The 15,252-nt window shown below is 38.7% G+C and carries 16 protein-coding genes; 9 read left to right on the forward strand and 7 right to left on the reverse strand.

Annotated features, from left to right (window positions below; all coding sequences use genetic code 11):
* Positions 1-11 precede the first annotated feature (11 nt).
* From IE080_RS12575 to IE080_RS12595, 5 genes are read left to right on the forward strand one after another with little or no spacing between them, the layout of a single operon-like run.
* Positions 12-3,440: a sensor histidine kinase gene (locus IE080_RS12575; RefSeq protein WP_189583000.1), complete on the forward strand. Its 3,429-nt coding sequence runs from the start codon at positions 12-14 to the stop codon at positions 3,438-3,440.
* Positions 3,441-3,492: 52 nt separating this feature from the next.
* Complete coding sequence (locus IE080_RS12580) at positions 3,493-4,671, forward strand: hybrid sensor histidine kinase/response regulator (RefSeq protein ID WP_189583004.1); 1,179 nt, start codon at positions 3,493-3,495, stop codon at positions 4,669-4,671.
* 2 nt (positions 4,672-4,673) lie between these two features.
* A complete protein-coding gene (locus IE080_RS12585; RefSeq protein WP_189583006.1) occupies positions 4,674-5,306 on the forward strand; it encodes an ABC transporter ATP-binding protein in 633 nt (210 codons plus the stop codon).
* Positions 5,303-6,526: an ABC transporter permease gene (locus IE080_RS12590; RefSeq protein ID WP_189583009.1), complete on the forward strand. Its 1,224-nt coding sequence runs from the start codon at positions 5,303-5,305 to the stop codon at positions 6,524-6,526. The genes IE080_RS12585 and IE080_RS12590 overlap by 4 nt, the downstream gene beginning before the upstream one ends.
* 31 nt (positions 6,527-6,557) lie before the next feature.
* Positions 6,558-7,001: a hypothetical protein gene (locus IE080_RS12595; protein WP_189583011.1), complete on the forward strand. Its 444-nt coding sequence runs from the start codon at positions 6,558-6,560 to the stop codon at positions 6,999-7,001.
* Positions 7,002-7,057: 56 nt separating this feature from the next.
* Here the strand turns inward: IE080_RS12595 and IE080_RS12600 are convergent, their stop codons facing one another.
* Positions 7,058-7,879 (reverse strand): aminotransferase class IV, encoded by an 822-nt coding sequence (locus IE080_RS12600; RefSeq protein ID WP_189583014.1) that lies wholly within the window; start codon positions 7,877-7,879, stop codon positions 7,058-7,060.
* A 40-nt stretch (positions 7,880-7,919) separates the two neighbouring features.
* On the opposite strand from IE080_RS12600, the gene IE080_RS12605 reads away from it, so the two are divergent.
* A complete protein-coding gene (locus tag IE080_RS12605; protein ID WP_189583017.1) occupies positions 7,920-8,354 on the forward strand; it encodes a MerC domain-containing protein in 435 nt (144 codons plus the stop codon).
* A 59-nt stretch (positions 8,355-8,413) separates the two neighbouring features.
* Positions 8,414-8,842: a hypothetical protein gene (locus IE080_RS12610; protein ID WP_189583020.1), complete on the forward strand. Its 429-nt coding sequence runs from the start codon at positions 8,414-8,416 to the stop codon at positions 8,840-8,842.
* Here the strand turns inward: IE080_RS12610 and IE080_RS12615 are convergent.
* From IE080_RS12615 to IE080_RS12625, 3 genes are read right to left on the reverse strand one after another with little or no spacing between them, the layout of a single operon-like run.
* A complete protein-coding gene (locus IE080_RS12615; protein ID WP_189583023.1) occupies positions 8,839-9,294 on the reverse strand; it encodes a c-type cytochrome in 456 nt (151 codons plus the stop codon). The two genes, IE080_RS12610 and IE080_RS12615, sit on opposite strands and share 4 nt — an antisense overlap.
* A 2-nt stretch (positions 9,295-9,296) precedes the next feature.
* Positions 9,297-9,950, reverse strand: a complete 654-nt coding sequence (locus IE080_RS12620; protein WP_189583026.1) for an SCO family protein — start codon at positions 9,948-9,950, stop codon at positions 9,297-9,299.
* 10 nt (positions 9,951-9,960) lie between these two features.
* Positions 9,961-10,494 carry a CopD family protein gene (locus IE080_RS12625; protein ID WP_189583029.1) on the reverse strand — a complete coding sequence of 178 codons (534 nt, stop codon included), beginning with the start codon at positions 10,492-10,494 and terminating at the stop codon, positions 9,961-9,963.
* 51 nt (positions 10,495-10,545) lie between these two features.
* On the opposite strand from IE080_RS12625, the gene IE080_RS12630 reads away from it, so the two are divergent.
* Both IE080_RS12630 and meaB read left to right on the forward strand, forming a co-directional pair.
* A complete protein-coding gene (locus tag IE080_RS12630) occupies positions 10,546-10,950 on the forward strand; it encodes a hypothetical protein (RefSeq protein WP_189583032.1) in 405 nt (134 codons plus the stop codon).
* A gap of 30 nt (positions 10,951-10,980) precedes the next feature.
* On the forward strand, positions 10,981-11,982 hold the full coding sequence (gene meaB / locus IE080_RS12635; RefSeq protein WP_189583035.1) for a methylmalonyl Co-A mutase-associated GTPase MeaB: 1,002 nt from the start codon (positions 10,981-10,983) through the stop codon (positions 11,980-11,982).
* Between the two features lie 8 nt (positions 11,983-11,990).
* Here the strand turns inward: meaB and dnaA are convergent, their stop codons facing one another.
* From dnaA to IE080_RS12650, 3 genes are all read right to left on the reverse strand, one after another.
* Positions 11,991-13,418 (reverse strand): chromosomal replication initiator protein DnaA, encoded by a 1,428-nt coding sequence (dnaA, locus tag IE080_RS12640; protein ID WP_189583037.1) that lies wholly within the window; start codon positions 13,416-13,418, stop codon positions 11,991-11,993.
* A 117-nt stretch (positions 13,419-13,535) separates the two neighbouring features.
* Positions 13,536-14,438: a bifunctional metallophosphatase/5'-nucleotidase gene (locus IE080_RS12645; RefSeq protein ID WP_189583040.1), complete on the reverse strand. Its 903-nt coding sequence runs from the start codon at positions 14,436-14,438 to the stop codon at positions 13,536-13,538.
* Between the two features lie 4 nt (positions 14,439-14,442).
* Entirely contained in the window at positions 14,443-15,198 is a 756-nt protein-coding gene (locus IE080_RS12650; protein WP_189583043.1) for a 5'-nucleotidase C-terminal domain-containing protein, read from the reverse strand.
* Positions 15,199-15,252 lie beyond the last annotated feature (54 nt).

The following is a 15,252-nucleotide window of genomic DNA, read 5'->3' on the forward strand; positions in this document are numbered from 1 at the left end:
CTTAGTGATCGATGCGGTGTTATTTACTTATTGTTATATTTCTTTTTTTTGGTTTTGGGCTCTATGGTCAGTCTTTCACCTTTAATCGTCAGATTCGAGGAGTGGATTTGCCTTCCGAAACAATTAAAGGTCTTCTTCAGGATGCTAAAGGAAGAATGTGGTTTAATACTTCAATGGGGGTTTACTACTCTGATGGATTTTCGACTTTTTCCATCCCTGCATCCGTACAGGCTGAGTTAAGTAATGATATAGGAATGTTTTTGGATAAGGATGGATGGGTTTGGTTGTTCAATCATACCAAAAAAGCCAAAGTCTTTTTCTACGATCAATTGACATGGCGTGAGTTAGCGCTTCCCGAAGATATTGTAGCTCAAGCTACCGAGTTGTATAAGCGTGTAGTTGTTTTTGGTAAAGGGGCTGATAAAAAAGTTGTGATGTTGGATGAGGAAAAGCTTTACTTGCAAGATAGAGCAGAGTCTAGATGGTTGTCCTATGATTTACCTCATTCAGAGCTTGGTTTTTTTTATTCTCATTTTGAAGAATCTGGAGAATTGCTTTTATTTTTTGAAAACAGGATTATTTCACTTAAAGAAGGACAACCCAATTTTTTTGAAATTGAGAATTCTTTTTCTGCTGGTTCCATTTATCATGTCGCAAAGGATCAAGATACCTACTACTTTTTAGGGAGAAATTTTTTAGCAAAAGGTAATTTGCTTACTAAAGTAGAAAAAATTGTGACAGCTGGTTTTGAAGAGCCTCAATATACGCACGTTGATTACACATACCTGCAGATTCATAATGGTAAAGTCTACTTTTTTTTTAATTCCCAACTCATGCAGTATGATCCTATACTGGATAGAAGACTCAAAATTGAGACCATGCAAAGTTTGCGATCCTATAGCTTGACTGCTGCTTTGGTAGATAGGGAAGGGATTATTTGGTTAGCATCCACGAGAGGGTTGGTCAATGTTTTCTCGTTAATGTTTGTCAATTACAACCGTAGAGAATTTATAGACGATGAGGTGACGGCTGTGCATGTGATGAGGGATGAGAGTTATCTCCTTGGGTTTAATAATGGAGTACAGCAATGGGAAAAAGGTAGAGTTTATACAATACAACACTTTCCTGAGTTATTGAGTCAACCCCGTAATCGAATTACGAATATTGTTTCAGACAAAAATGGTCAGATTTGGATTTCAGGGCATCAGCAAGGTGTAGGTAAATATTTTCCCGAACAGAGAAAAATTGACTTTGTTAACTCTTCTTCTAATGATGAGATAATCGGAGTATTTCCGGTAGGTGATTCTCTTTTTATCAGTGCTAAGAGAAAAGTATATCAAGCGTCTATTCGAGATAGAGGGAAAGAATTATTCCGTAATGAAGTGACCGAGCATTGGAAACAGTTAAGTCAATTAAGAGAGTTTTATGTGCGAAAAATTGGTGAGATTTCCGATGGAAAATTAATGGTGCTTTTAGGAGGTAATGTGTATACAGATGATTCCATTCGCGTAAGCCCCAATCACTTGTTTGTTGTAGGCTTTGATTATTTGGAGTTGGATACTGGTATTTTGGTTGGAACAGAAAAAGGGTTAAAGATTTTTAATAAACAAGGACTGAAAGATTTTGAATATCACGGACAAAAAATCCCGCGACCTGTATATGCATTGAAGCAGGACGAGCAAGGAAGGGTTTGGGCTGGTACTGACAAGGGTTTGTTTTTAATCGATGAAAAGCTTATTAAGAATTTTAATGAGAAAAGTGGTTTAGCGGGTTCGGAGATTAACAGAGGAGCTCTGAGAAAAACTCCAAGCGGGCAATTGCTGATAGGTACACATAAAGGCTTATCACTTTTTAATCCTTTAGAGGAAAATGTTGATCTACCAGCACCAATATTAGAAATCACGTCTTTGGCTGTACTCAATACCGATGAAGATAATCAAGAATTGCGTCAAGTTCCTTCCACTACCAATTTTATTGAAGTGAAGTATTTGGCTCCTTCCTTCCTTCAGAGTCTGGATTATATTGTTTATTACTATTTGGAGGGTTTTCATGAGGATTGGGTGCAGGTAGTTAATCCTAGATCTAATTCCATTACTTTTAGTAACCTCCCTCCCGGCAATTATCGTTTCCACATGAAAATCAGCCTGGGTAATCAAGTCGAAACAGCCATAGTCTCATCTAATGATTTTGAAATTCTTAAGCCAGTCTATTTGCGTTTGTGGTTTATTTTAATTGTCCTACTGATTTTCTTTTTAATTGGATACCTAGTGAGTACACTCTTGACCCAACTCAAAGAAAAAGGGATTTTGAAGCAGGCGATTGATGAGAAAATTTATGAGGCCTCCGTCACAGAAGATCAATTTAAAAATGTCTGGTTGAGCTCCAAAGATGGATTGTGTTTGAGCACAGAAGAAGGGAAAATTGTTGCGGTGAACCCTAGTTTATCGACATTAGTCGGGTTATCTGAAAAAAGTTTGGAGGATAGTTATTTATGGGAGATTTTCTCAGATCCAACATTTTATGATGTTAAGAGAAAAGAAATCGAAAATCTTGTTAATCAAGAGGCTTCCACTACCCTAAGTTTAGAAATGGATATGCCATTTAAATCAGGGATTAAAGTTATAGATTATTTTTCTACTGAATTGAAAACTGAATTTGAAGGGAAAAGAGTTTTTCTTTCAGTATTTAGAGATATAACCAAGCAGTCTCAACAAGAACAAAGGTTACAGGCAGCAAAAGAAAGAGCTGAGGAGTCTAGCCGCATGAAGAGTAGCTTTTTATCCAATATGAGCCACGAAATCAGGACTCCACTAACAGGTATTTTGAGTACTGCTGAGAATATTATTTTGCAACGAGCTGATGAACAAGAGTTGGTGGAGCAATTAGAAATCATTACAGAGTCTGGTGAGCGGTTGTTAGGTACAATTAATAGCATATTGGATCTATCAAAAATTGAAGCTAACAAAATGGACCTAAATTATAATGAAACAAATATTAATGATTTTGTAGCTAAAGTGCTTATGCCTCTTAAGGCTTTAGCAATGAAAAAAGGGATTCTATTGACTGTTAAATATCAAAAACAGCCTTTTTTGGGTAAGATAGATCAGAGATATATTGAGATAGTTTTGAATAATCTTATTGGTAATTCAATCAAATATTCAGAAAAAGGATTGATTTCTGTCAAGATTAACAAAGTAAGTGATAAAATGGCTTTAGTAATTGAAGATCAAGGTGTCGGAATCAGTGAAGAGTTTATGAATCGCATTTTTCAACCATTTGAACAAGAAAGTAATGGTTATCTCAGACGATATGAAGGTACTGGATTAGGTTTAGCAATTACTAAAAGCGCCATTGATTTAATGAGGGGGTCTATTGAAATTGAAAGTAAAAAAGGAGAGGGTACAAGAGTTTTGGTGTTTATCCCTTTAGAAAGAGATTAGTTTTTTAATATCTTTATAACTTGTTATTTATTAAAGCTAATCCAAAAAAGCTATGTTTCCTTTGAAGATACTTATTGTTGAAGATGATCAAGTTTCAGCTTTGCTTCTTAAAAAAGCATTGGAGAAAAATAATCATCAAATTATTGCAATTTCTGAAACTGGGGAATTTGCATTGGATATACTGGCGGAAAATCAGGCAGATATTGTAATGATGGATATTAGCTTGGCCGGTGAATTGGATGGTATACGTACTACAGAGATTATCAATGATAAGTTTAATATTCCTGTAGTATATCTAAGTGCGAGTTCAGATACCGAGACTCTTAATAAGGTTGTTGGAACTAATCCCTCCGCTTATGTTATTAAACCCTTCAATATTCGCGAATTAAACATGGTGATTGAACTAGCTATTTTCAAAGATCGTAAAGAAAAAGAGCTCCAAAAGCTCAATAACGAATTGGAAGAGAAGGTTCGTCAACGAACAAAGGATTTGGCAGAAGCTAACAAAGAATTAACAAGAGCCTTAGAAAAGGAGCGAGAAATTGGGGAGTTGAAGTCCAGAATCGTACTTAATGTGTCCCATGGCTTTAAAACACCGCTAACCTCTATTTTGAGTTCTGCTCAGCTTTTGAAAAAATATGCTGAAAAGGATCACCCCTTTAAGGCAAAAATCACAAAGCATGCAGACAAAATAGAAACTTCTGTTAGAAACCTTAATAGCTTGCTAACATCAGTTTTGTTCTTTGGAAAGGCTGATGCTAACAAAATTGATTTTAAACCACAAAAGATGTTTTTGGCTGCTATGTTGAATGAAGTGGTGGATGTGGTCAAAGCAGGAGCGGAACATGATGTGAAGTTGGTTACTAATTTTGTTAAGCTTCCAAAGACCATTACATCCGATCCAGATCTCTTGTATCAGATTTTTGAAAACCTCCTTTCCAATGCTTTAAAATACTCTAAAGAAGGTAAAACTGTAGAGTTTAATGTTTGGCAAGAAGGAGATTGTTTAAAAGCAGAAGTGAAAGACCAAGGAATTGGTATTCCGGAAAGCGAACATAGTGAGCTATTCAGTCGTTTCTTTAGAGCAAAAAACGTAGGAATCATAGAAGGTTCTGGTCTTGGGCTGTCCATTGTCAAAAAATGCGTGGAGGTTTTGCATGGTGATATTACTTTTGTCAGCAAAACCAACCAAGGTACCACCTTCTTTGTGACCTTGCCATTAAAACGATAAGCATGTTAACCTTACAGAATGTAGCATTCAAGTACGAAACATCACAACCATTTGATATACCCGATATCCACCTCGATGCAGGAGGGGAATTACTGATTTTGGGTAAATCTGGAAGTGGAAAAACAACCATTTTAAATATTATTGCAGGCTTACTTCAGCCTCAAAAAGGGACCGTTACTGTCAATGGGGTGGATTTATATTCGCTCTCAGGTTCCAAGTTGGACAAGTTTAGAGGTAGTAACATTGGGATTATTTTCCAGAAGCCTCATATTCTGTCCGCACTTTCAGTGGAAGAAAACTTGAAAATCGCCAATTATTTTGTTTCTGGCAAAGGTGATCAGAATGAACAAATATTAAAAAATCTGGGGATTTGGGAGAAAAGAAAGCAACGAGTGCAGACCTTAAGTGAAGGTGAAGCACAGCGCGTGTCCATAGCCCGTGCCTTGGCCAATCAGCCAAAGTTGATTTTGGCAGATGAGCCTACAGCAAGCTTGGACGATGAAAATGCCGCAAAGGTCATCAAACTACTCCAGCATCAAGCTTCCCAATTTCAGGCTGCGTTGGTGATTGTTACCCATGACCAACGTGTCAAAAATCATATTGCTAATCAATTGACAGTAGGAGGTGCTCGATGAATTTATTGAAATTAAGTTGGAAATATCTGATAGCGAAGCCACTGAGCACTACACTCAATATTTTATTATTGGCTTTGGGTTTGGCAATTATCACTGTATTGATATTGGTTCAGGATCAATTTGAAAAGAAAATGACCAAAGATGCAGAGGGAGTGGATTTGGTTGTTGGTGCAAAGGGTAGCCCTTTACAATTGATTCTTTCCAGTGTATATCATATTGATTTCCCTACTGGGAATATCGATATGGCCGAAGCTAAGTCGATTGCCAATAATCGATTGGTGAAAAATACTATTCCTCTAGGTTTGGGCGATAATTATTCAGGATATCGAATCGTAGGTACCAATTATGATTACATTGAGCTATATAATGCTGAGGTAGGAGAGGGGACACTTTGGGAAGTTCCATTTGAGGTGGTTTTGGGTGCGGAGGTAGCGCAAAAACTCAACTTAAAAGTTGGAGATAACTTTATAGGTTCTCATGGAATCGGAGCCTCTAGTCATGCACATGATGAGCACCCATATACCATTACCGGTATTCTCAAGCCTATGGGCAATGTGCTGGACAAGCTTGTATTAACAAGTATGGAATCTGTGTGGTATACCCATGATGAAGATCATGACCACGATAAGTTTACCCAAACAGTTGCCAAAAGAGGATTTCCTGAAACAGATGAAGATAGAGAAATCACCTCTATGTTGGTGCAGTATAGAAATCCAATGGCAGCAGTCCAATTGCCGAGGTTTATTAATAGTCGAAGTTCTTTGCAAGCCGCTTCCCCTGCATTTGAGATCTCCAGGTTATTTGAGCTTTTGGGTTTCGGGGTTAAATTGATTCAAGGATTGGCAGTTATTATCATTGTAATTGCAGGTCTAGGTATTTTCATTGCTTTATTTAATTCCCTGAAAGAGCGGAAATATGATTTAGCTGTGATGAGGACCTTAGGAGCTTCTAGTGGGCAACTCTTTATCCACATAGTCTTGGAAGGGGTCATCCTAACCTTTTTAGGTGCAGTTACAGGGATAGTGATAGGCCATGGATTTCTCTTTGCATTGGTTGCACAAAATGATCAGGGTGCCTTGAGTACATTAAGCGCAATGGTATTTTTACCGGAAGAGTTATGGATTATAGTTTATGCCCTTGTGGTGGGGGTTTTAGCCTCTCTTATACCTGCTTGGAACGCTTATCAAACAGATATTGCCAAACAGCTAACCAAGTCTTAACTTGCAACAAATTATTCAATTAAAAGCGTTTATGAAATTTCAAACCTTGAAGCTATTCGTCCTTGTGCTGTTACTTAGTACTGTTCAGTCCTTTGCACAGACAAGTTTTTCTGTGTGGAGAGATTTGTCCGAGGTGACCTACAAAATCGGACAGGATGAGTTTGGCGAATTATATATTCCCGTTTTCGGAAGTAAAATCAAAAACTTGGAAGGGAAAGTAGTTGAAGCTGATGGTTTTATTATTCCTTTTGAAGGAATGTTTAAGCCAGAACATATCATTCTTTCTTCCTTGCCTCTAGCAGAATGCTTTTTCTGTGGGAGTGGTGGACCTGAGACGGTTATGGAAGTGATGCTCAAAAATCCAATCAAGTATACGAGCAAAAAAGTACGCGTCAAGGGAAAATTAACCCTCAACGATAAAGATCCTGAAAAGCTGATGTATATATTGGTAGATGCAGAGCTATTGAGCAATTAATAGCCCTTACTATATTTCAAAAAAAGCCTGTTGAGTCATCAGCAGGCTTTCTTTTTTTAACTTAATACGGCTACTTCCATAGCAGCAAATTCCTTTATCAATTGTTGTGTCTTCGGTCCCACTTTTCCATTCCCTATGATATGATCATCTATTTTTGTGATAGGGAGAATTTTTTTGGTTGTACTCGTGATAAATAATTCATCTGCCGCTAATACTTCAGGGAAACTAATTTCACGGATAGCTGTATCAGGGACAAGTTCTAGGGTACGTTTTCTCGTGATGCCATGGAGAATATGGTTGTCGGGTGTGGATACCTTGCCGTCCTTGATCACAAAAATATTGGATCTTGAACTTTCTGAAACTATCCCGTTCCAATGATAGAGTACATCATCAGCACCTGCTGCTTTCCACTGTGCACTGTGCCAAACAGGGAACGCATAATTGGTAGTTTTGATATCTGCTATAGCCCGTACGTGTTCCACACTCAGAAGCTTGACTCCTTGCTCATATTTTTGTTGAGCAGGAAAATCCAACGCCTCATTGAATATAAAAAGACTCCCTTTGGTTGGACTAAAATGATTTTCGGAGACTCCTCCGGTTAGAACCATTCGAATTCCACCTTCTTTCAGGTCATTTTTATCAATCAGCTCCAAAATGATTTGCCTTAAGTCCTCCTTAGAGTAGGGTAAATATAGATGTGTTTTTTCTGCTGAGCGAGTAAAACGATCTAAGTAATCTTGCAAGAACATTGGGTTGTATTCTTGAGTCCTGAGAAAGTCAAAAATACCATATCCGCGAATCAGTCCAATATCCATTGGATGAATCTGTGCTTTGGCCGTTTCTAGGATGCCTTCATTGGCAAAACAATATGTTTTCATTTGTTTGGTTATTGAACGTGAATGTATTTAATTTGCAATTATGTTGCAAGTAATCAAAAGACTTTCTATACCAAAAGCTGACTTTCTGGGAATGTCAGCATCGGTTTTGTGTATGATACATTGCTTGGCTGTTCCATTGTTTGTATCACTTGGCTTTATTGTCAAAAACATGGATGGCCATGCTGGACATCATCATCATGACCACGAACATGGGTATTTTCATTTTCATTGGGATTGGCACATGCTTGATTACCTCTTCATACTATTGGCATTGGTGGCAGTGTTTCAAGCATCTAAGCAAGCGAACTCCCGTGCCATAAAATTAGCACTTTGGATGTCAGTTTCCATTTTTTCAGTAGCTATTTTATTGCATGACTTGCATAACTCCATGTTGTTTGTCTCCTTGGGAGCATCTTTGGCTTTGTTTGGAACTCATATTGTGAACTGGAAAACACATAAAAAATGTAATATTTAAATATTTTTTTTTGTTTTGGGTGTTAAAATCCTTTTCTTTGCGATGAAACCGCTTTGAAGATGAAGAATATTTTTAAAATTTTTGGAAGTTTTTTGTTCGTGGCTTTAATTGTTAGTAGTTGTAAGCAGGAACAAGTAGATGAAAATCAAGTCCTTAAGCAGGAAGTGATTGATATACATGATGAGGTGATGCCACGCATGGGTGAATTACGCTCCTTAAAGAAATCACTTTTGGAAAAGGTGGAGCAATTAGGTGCAGAAGATGCTGAGAAAAATGCCGAAGAGATCAAGCGTTTACAGGCTTATGCGGATAACTTAGAGGATGCCTTTGAAGGAATGTTTGTATGGATGCGTCAATTTCAATCCAATTATGAAGGAAGCGAAGAAGAAGTGTACGAGTATTTATTGGAACAAAAAGTCTTGGTAGAGAAAGTCAACCGAGACATCAAGTCTTCTATAGAAAATGCAAAAAAAGAATTAGGGAGCTAGTCGCTCCCTTTTTCATTGAGATATTTTTCGATATCAGAGGAACTGATGATTCCTCTAGATTCTCCCCAAATATTGTATAAGTATGTCGTTAATTTGGAGATTTCAATCGTCGTTAATTTTGAATTTGCAGGCATGACCCCATTGTATTCTATCCCGTTCACAATGATGGATCCCTCCTGACCGTTTTTGATGATCCGAACTGTTCTTCCAATATCTTCTTTGAAGTAATCCGCTCCATTGATGGGAGGAATAAGTCTTCCAAGTCCCATTCCGTCGGATCCATGACAATTGGCACACAGGTTTTCGTAGATGGTTTTCCCCTCTATGGCAAATTGCAGGACTTTGCTGTCCCGTATGTCTGCCAATCCTTTCTCACTATCGGGCTTATTGCTTCCTTGGCAAGCGATTAGGACACTTGCCAAAAGTGGAAATACCCATTTCAACCTATTCATAATTATTGCAGCAGTTTTGGTATGTCTTTCATTAGACGATTAACTTGGTCTTCTTTCGTGCCATCATAAAGTCCGCGGATTCTTCCTTGCTGATCGATCAGAATAAATGCTCCCGAGTGTAAATATCCTCCGGGCTCATTTTGATCCTCCATAGCGGTGGTCAGGTAGCTTGTCTGTCCGATTTCAAATATTTTCTCCTGATCTCCTGTCAAGAAATGCCAAGTAGACGCATTTTCTACCCCAATGCGCCCAGCATATTCCTTCAATACTTCCTGAGTATCATGTATTGGATCAATCGTATGGCTTAAGATCTGGAAATTTGGATAATCTTTGAACTCCTCATATACCCGAAGCATTTGTGCCTTCATAGTAGGGCAGATGGTAGGGCAAGTAGTAAAGAAAAAATCTGCTACATATACTTTTCCTGCAACATCCGAATTGCTAATAGCTTGTCCTTCTTGATTAATGAAGGAGAAATCTGCAATCTTATGATAAATGGTGTCTTTAACCATTTTTCCTTCCATTTCAAATTCGTTGATGTAGGAGTGACCTAATATCGGTAATTTGCCACTGCTCTCCTCTTCACGTTCCTTGCCTGAACACCCTGCGCTCCCAATGAGCAAACCAAGTACAATCCAAATTGATAACTTTTTCATATTTAGTAATTTATGCTTCTCTTACACGTTTATACCACTTGATGCCAAGCATCATGACCACACTTAATCCAATCAAGCCAACTATACCCCATATCACACTGATTAAACTTTTCAGCACTACAAGGAATACTATTGCAAATAACAACACAGTAGATACTTCGTTCCACATGCGCAACTTCATGGAGCTAAGGGTGACTTTTCCTTGCTGAAGGTCTAAGTAAATTTTATGGCAGATAAAATGATATACGTACAATAACAATACAAAGATAAGTTTTGCCTGCATCCAACCCATTTCTGTAAATCCCCAGCGGTAGGACAGTGTCCAAAAGCCAAAAATAAATGTTAAAATGGCAGAAGGCCAGGTAATGATGTACCACAAACGCTGAGCCATTAGGTTGAGTGTGGGAAGTAATATTTTTTGCTCTTCAGGGGATTTGTCGTAGGCTTCTCGCTGATAAATAAATAAGCGGACAATGTAGAAAAGTCCTGCAAACCAAGTGACTATGAAAATGATGTGCAAAGCTTTGATATAATCGAATGCCATCTTTGAATTTTTCCTCTAAATTAAGGCTTATAATTCAAAACAGCTAGGATAATGAGAGCAAAGAACACGTTCTATCTATTGAGTTCAGTAGTTGGAGTTTTGATCATCTGGTTTATGTATGAATCTTTTAATCAGCCAGGAGTGGGGCAATTGGAAGGGGAGTTTCAAGAGATGGCTTTTTATCGAAACGAAAATAATACAGGACCTGTCAAACGGATTTATGCTGTCTATACCTCTAGTGAAAATCTGGAAGAATTGGAACAGTATGGGAAGTTTATGCCGCATACCAAGTATGGATCCACTACGGTATATTTCTTTGATAATGTACTCAATACACCTAAGCAATTGAATCCGAACAGTCCTCATTTTGAATCGACTTTTGAGCGCTCTTGTATAGCGGTTTACGAAAAAAATGCCATGGGTCAGGAATCTTTTCGGGTTCAGCCTTTCAAATAATTTTCATACCTTCAAATAAAAATCAAAGTCTTGAGTAGTAGAAATCGATTTGCTCCAGAAGTTTATATCCAAGGCATATTGTCCGGTGATCGAATTCTTTTAAGTAGAGCCATTACCTTGGTAGAGAGCTCCCTTGAATCTGATAAGGTATTAGCAGCTGCTGTGGTGGAGGGGATTTTGCCATTCACAGGAAAGTCGATTCGTATAGGAATTACAGGTGTTCCTGGAGTTGGAAAAAGCACATTCATTGAGAGTTTTGGGGCCTTATTGGTTGAAAAAGGTCATAAATTGGCTGTATTAGCTATTGATCCTTCCTCCCAGCAAACCAAGGGTAGTATCCTAGGCGATAAGACAAGAATGGAGACGCTTGCGAGAGATCAGCGGGCCTATATCCGGCCTAGTCCAGCTGGTTCTACGCTAGGAGGAGTCAGTGCCAAGACCCGTGAAGCAATGTTGCTTTGTGAGGCAGCGGGCTTTGATGTGATTATCATCGAGACAGTAGGGGTGGGTCAGTCGGAAATAGCAGTGAAGGGGATGGTTGATTTCTTTTTATTGCTGATGCTTGCAGGAGCAGGGGATGAGTTGCAAGGGATCAAAAAAGGTATAGTGGAAATGTGTGATGCTTTGGTAATTAATAAGGCTGATGGGGAGATGGCTGAGGCAGCTAAGCGTGCCAGGCGAGAGTATGCTAATGCACTCCACCTTTTTCCTGCAAAGGAAAGTTTTTGGTTTCCCCAGGTCAAAGTGTGCTCTGGATTGACTGCATCCGGGCTGCCGGAAATTTGGGAGATGATTCAAGAATATCGTGACAAAGTACAGGGAAATGGTTTTTTCGATGCTAACCGATCCCAGCAGCGGGTCAATTGGATGCATGAACATATTCGGTTTTTATTAGAGACTACTTTTTACCAACATCCTTTGGTTCAAAAATCTATCAAAGAGATGGAAATTGGAGTGAAAAATGGAATTTATTCTTCTATTGCCAAAGCTAAGCAATTGGTAGAACTCTTTTATAAAAGCCAATCCTCCTAAAAAGAGGCTTAGATGGCCTTCATTTTGAATTTCTTTTTCAATTCATTCACAGCATTTCTAAAGGCTGTGTCCGTATCCATCAAATCATTGACTGTTTGTACAGCATGAATAACCGTACTGTGGTCTCTGCCACCAAAATGATACCCGATTGATTTCAAAGAGTGATTGGTAAACTCCTTGGCAAAATACATAGCTACCTGACGGGCAGTTACAATTTCTTTTTTACGGGTCTTTGCCTTCAGATCATCAACTTTGATATCAAAATAATCAGCACAAGTCTTCTGAATGAAATCAATACCAACTTCCGTCTCGATGTCCTTGACGATATTTTTCATGATCGTTTTGGCTAAAGCCAGATCGATCTCTACACGGTTGAGTGAGGCATGCGCAATAAGGGAAATCAAAACCCCTTCCAACTCACGCACATTGGTATCTACTGTGTAAGCAAGGTATTCGATAACATCATCAGGGATGAAAATACCCTCTGTCTGCATCTTCCGCTTGATAATGGCCACACGTGTTTCAAAATCAGGCATCTGCAAATCGGCCGTCAGCCCCCATTTGAATCGGGAGACTAAGCGCTCTTCAAGCCCTTTCAAATCCTTCGGTGGACAATCAGAGGTCATGATGATTTGCTTTTTGTTTTGATGCAAGTGATTGAATATGTGGAAGAACATTTCCTGTGTTCTGTCCTTTCCAGCCAAGAATTGAATATCATCGATGATCAAGACATCTACCTGCATGTAGAAATTGGTAAACGGCTTGATATTTCCGTCTTTGATTGCATCCAAAAACTGTGTTACAAATTTTTCTGAGGAAACATATAAAACGAATTTTTCCTCAGGTCCATTTTTTATTTCATTTCCTATGGCCTGTACCAAGTGAGTTTTTCCCAATCCTACTCCTCCATATACCATCAAAGGATTAAATGAAGTGACGCCAGGCTTGGTGGCAACTGCATACCCAGCTGATCTTGCTAATCGGTTACAGTCTCCTTCAATGTAAGTACCAAAGGTGTAGTTTGGATTTAAATTGGATTGTAGCAATAACTCATCATTCAAAGAAGGCATGGCAAAAGGGCTTTTGCTTTCTTCCTGATTGCCCGTATGCTTTTTTGGAGGATTGCCTGTAGCTGTGCCATGGGGAAGATTGACTACATAAGGCTGATTCTGGGAGTTACCACGATCTACAACGACCGCATATTCCAAGCGACCATTAGGGCCGAGGATAGATTTGATAGCTAACTTTAGCTGATTGATATAATTATCCTCTAGCCATTCGTAAAAAAACTGACTAGGAACTTGAATAGTAAGGCTACTTCCCTCCAGTTTCACTGGATTGATTGGCTTGAACCAAGTATTGAAACTTTGCTCATTGACATGCTGTTCGATCACACGCAAGCACTCATTCCAAACTGCTGTAGCCTCTACACTCATGAACGATATTCTAAAATCTTTTTATTTAGGACTGGATTACACCCTTGCAGAAATCAGGGGCATCAAAGTTGACAAAAATATGTCTAAATTAAAAATCAATTCTGCTACAAGTTTGAATTAAATGTGGATAACTTTTGAATTAATTTGAGCTTGAGGGCTTCTGCCATCGAAGGTGAAATCAACCTTCCCAAGCCTTAATGCGCCAGTACCTACTTGATTTACAAGTGTTTGAAAACCATTTGGTCCCGCTACTTCGGTGGGTTTTTCCAAAAAGGAGTGCGTATGACCTCCTATGATCAAATGTATTCCTTCCACTTGGGATGCCAACTTCAGATCATCAATTTTGTTGGTACGGTAGGAGTACCCCAAATGGGAAAGACAAATGATCAAGTCGCATTTCTTGCGTTGCAGCTCTTGAACCATTTCTGAAGCTACGGAAACAGGGTCTAAATAAAGGGTGTTCCCGTAATTTTTCTTGCCAACAAGCCCTTCCAATTGAATGCCTAGTCCAAAGACACCTACTTTGACTCCTCCTTTTTGAAAAATCCGATAAGGTTCAAATGCATTTTTTAAAATGGTATCTGAGAAATCATAATTTGAGATCACATGAGTGAAATTGGCATGAGAAAGTTGGTTTGCAATTCCTTCCAATCCATTGTCAAACTCATGGTTGCCCAAGGTACCTGCATCATAGCCCATCTTGCTCATTAGACGAAATTCTATTTCACCTCCGTAGAGATTGAAATAAGGAGTGCCCTGAAATACATCACCCGCATCAAATAGTAATACGTTTTCTTCCTCAGATCGGATTTTGTCCACAACAGTTGCCAATCGGTTCATGCCCCCAAGATTGGAATTTCTTCCCCCATCATTTGGGAAGGGCTCAATCCTACTATGCATATCATTGGTATGGAGGATAGTGATTTTTTTACTTTTAGGAGCAGCCAACAGTTGATTTCCTAAAAAGCTAACACCCAATCCGGTTAGAACTGTGTTTTTTATAAATATCCGTCTGTTCATCTGCTTATTCAATTATTTGTCTTCCTTCTATGCTTGCGTGTATTCGATTGCCGGCGGCAGTTTCCTTTTTGATTTGATTGATCAAGATATCACGTAATACAATGTCTGTTTCTTCTTTTCTAGTCAAGGGAATTAAAAAACTCATATTATCCCCTCCATTGGCAATGTAATCATTAGCTGCAAGTAGGTAGGTTTTTTCCTCTGAAAGTGCTTGTCCATTGATTGAAATTTCTTGAATCTCTCCTTGTACGCTGCGATAAGTTAGTCCAGCAATCCCAAGGTTTCTTCCCCTTGCTGCATAGCTGACAAGTTCACGTATGCCTGCTGCATCAATTTCTAATACATGCAGGTAATTATCAAAAGGGGAGATTTCATAAATGGTCCCCAGTTTAATATCGCCCTTTGGTAGAATATTTCTAATACCCCCATTGTTCATAATGGAAATGTCAATAGCATACCCAAGGGTTTCTTCTGCAAATGCCTTTTGAAAATCTGTGATCAAATTACCAAGCTTACTTTCGCCTGACCCGTCCTTGGTTAGTTCTTCTTCACTTTGCCCGATGACAGCATTCATTTCTGCTTCCAAGGCCTCTTTGAATGGTTGAAGAAAATTGTTGATTTCGTCTTTTACTTCCACATCCTCGGAGATTGCTATAAATTGACCTGTTCCAGAGGGAGTTAAACTTGGACTACAGGCAAGTAGGAATGCAGTGAGTAGAAGGCTGTATATAGATTTTAGCAAATGCTTTGACTTTCGCATGTTCTTTTGGTTCAAAATAATGGGTTTTGAAACTATTAGGAGCTATTTTTGACT

Source organism: Mongoliitalea lutea (genome assembly GCF_014652135.1).
GTDB lineage: Bacteria > Bacteroidota > Bacteroidia > Cytophagales > Cyclobacteriaceae > Mongoliitalea > Mongoliitalea lutea.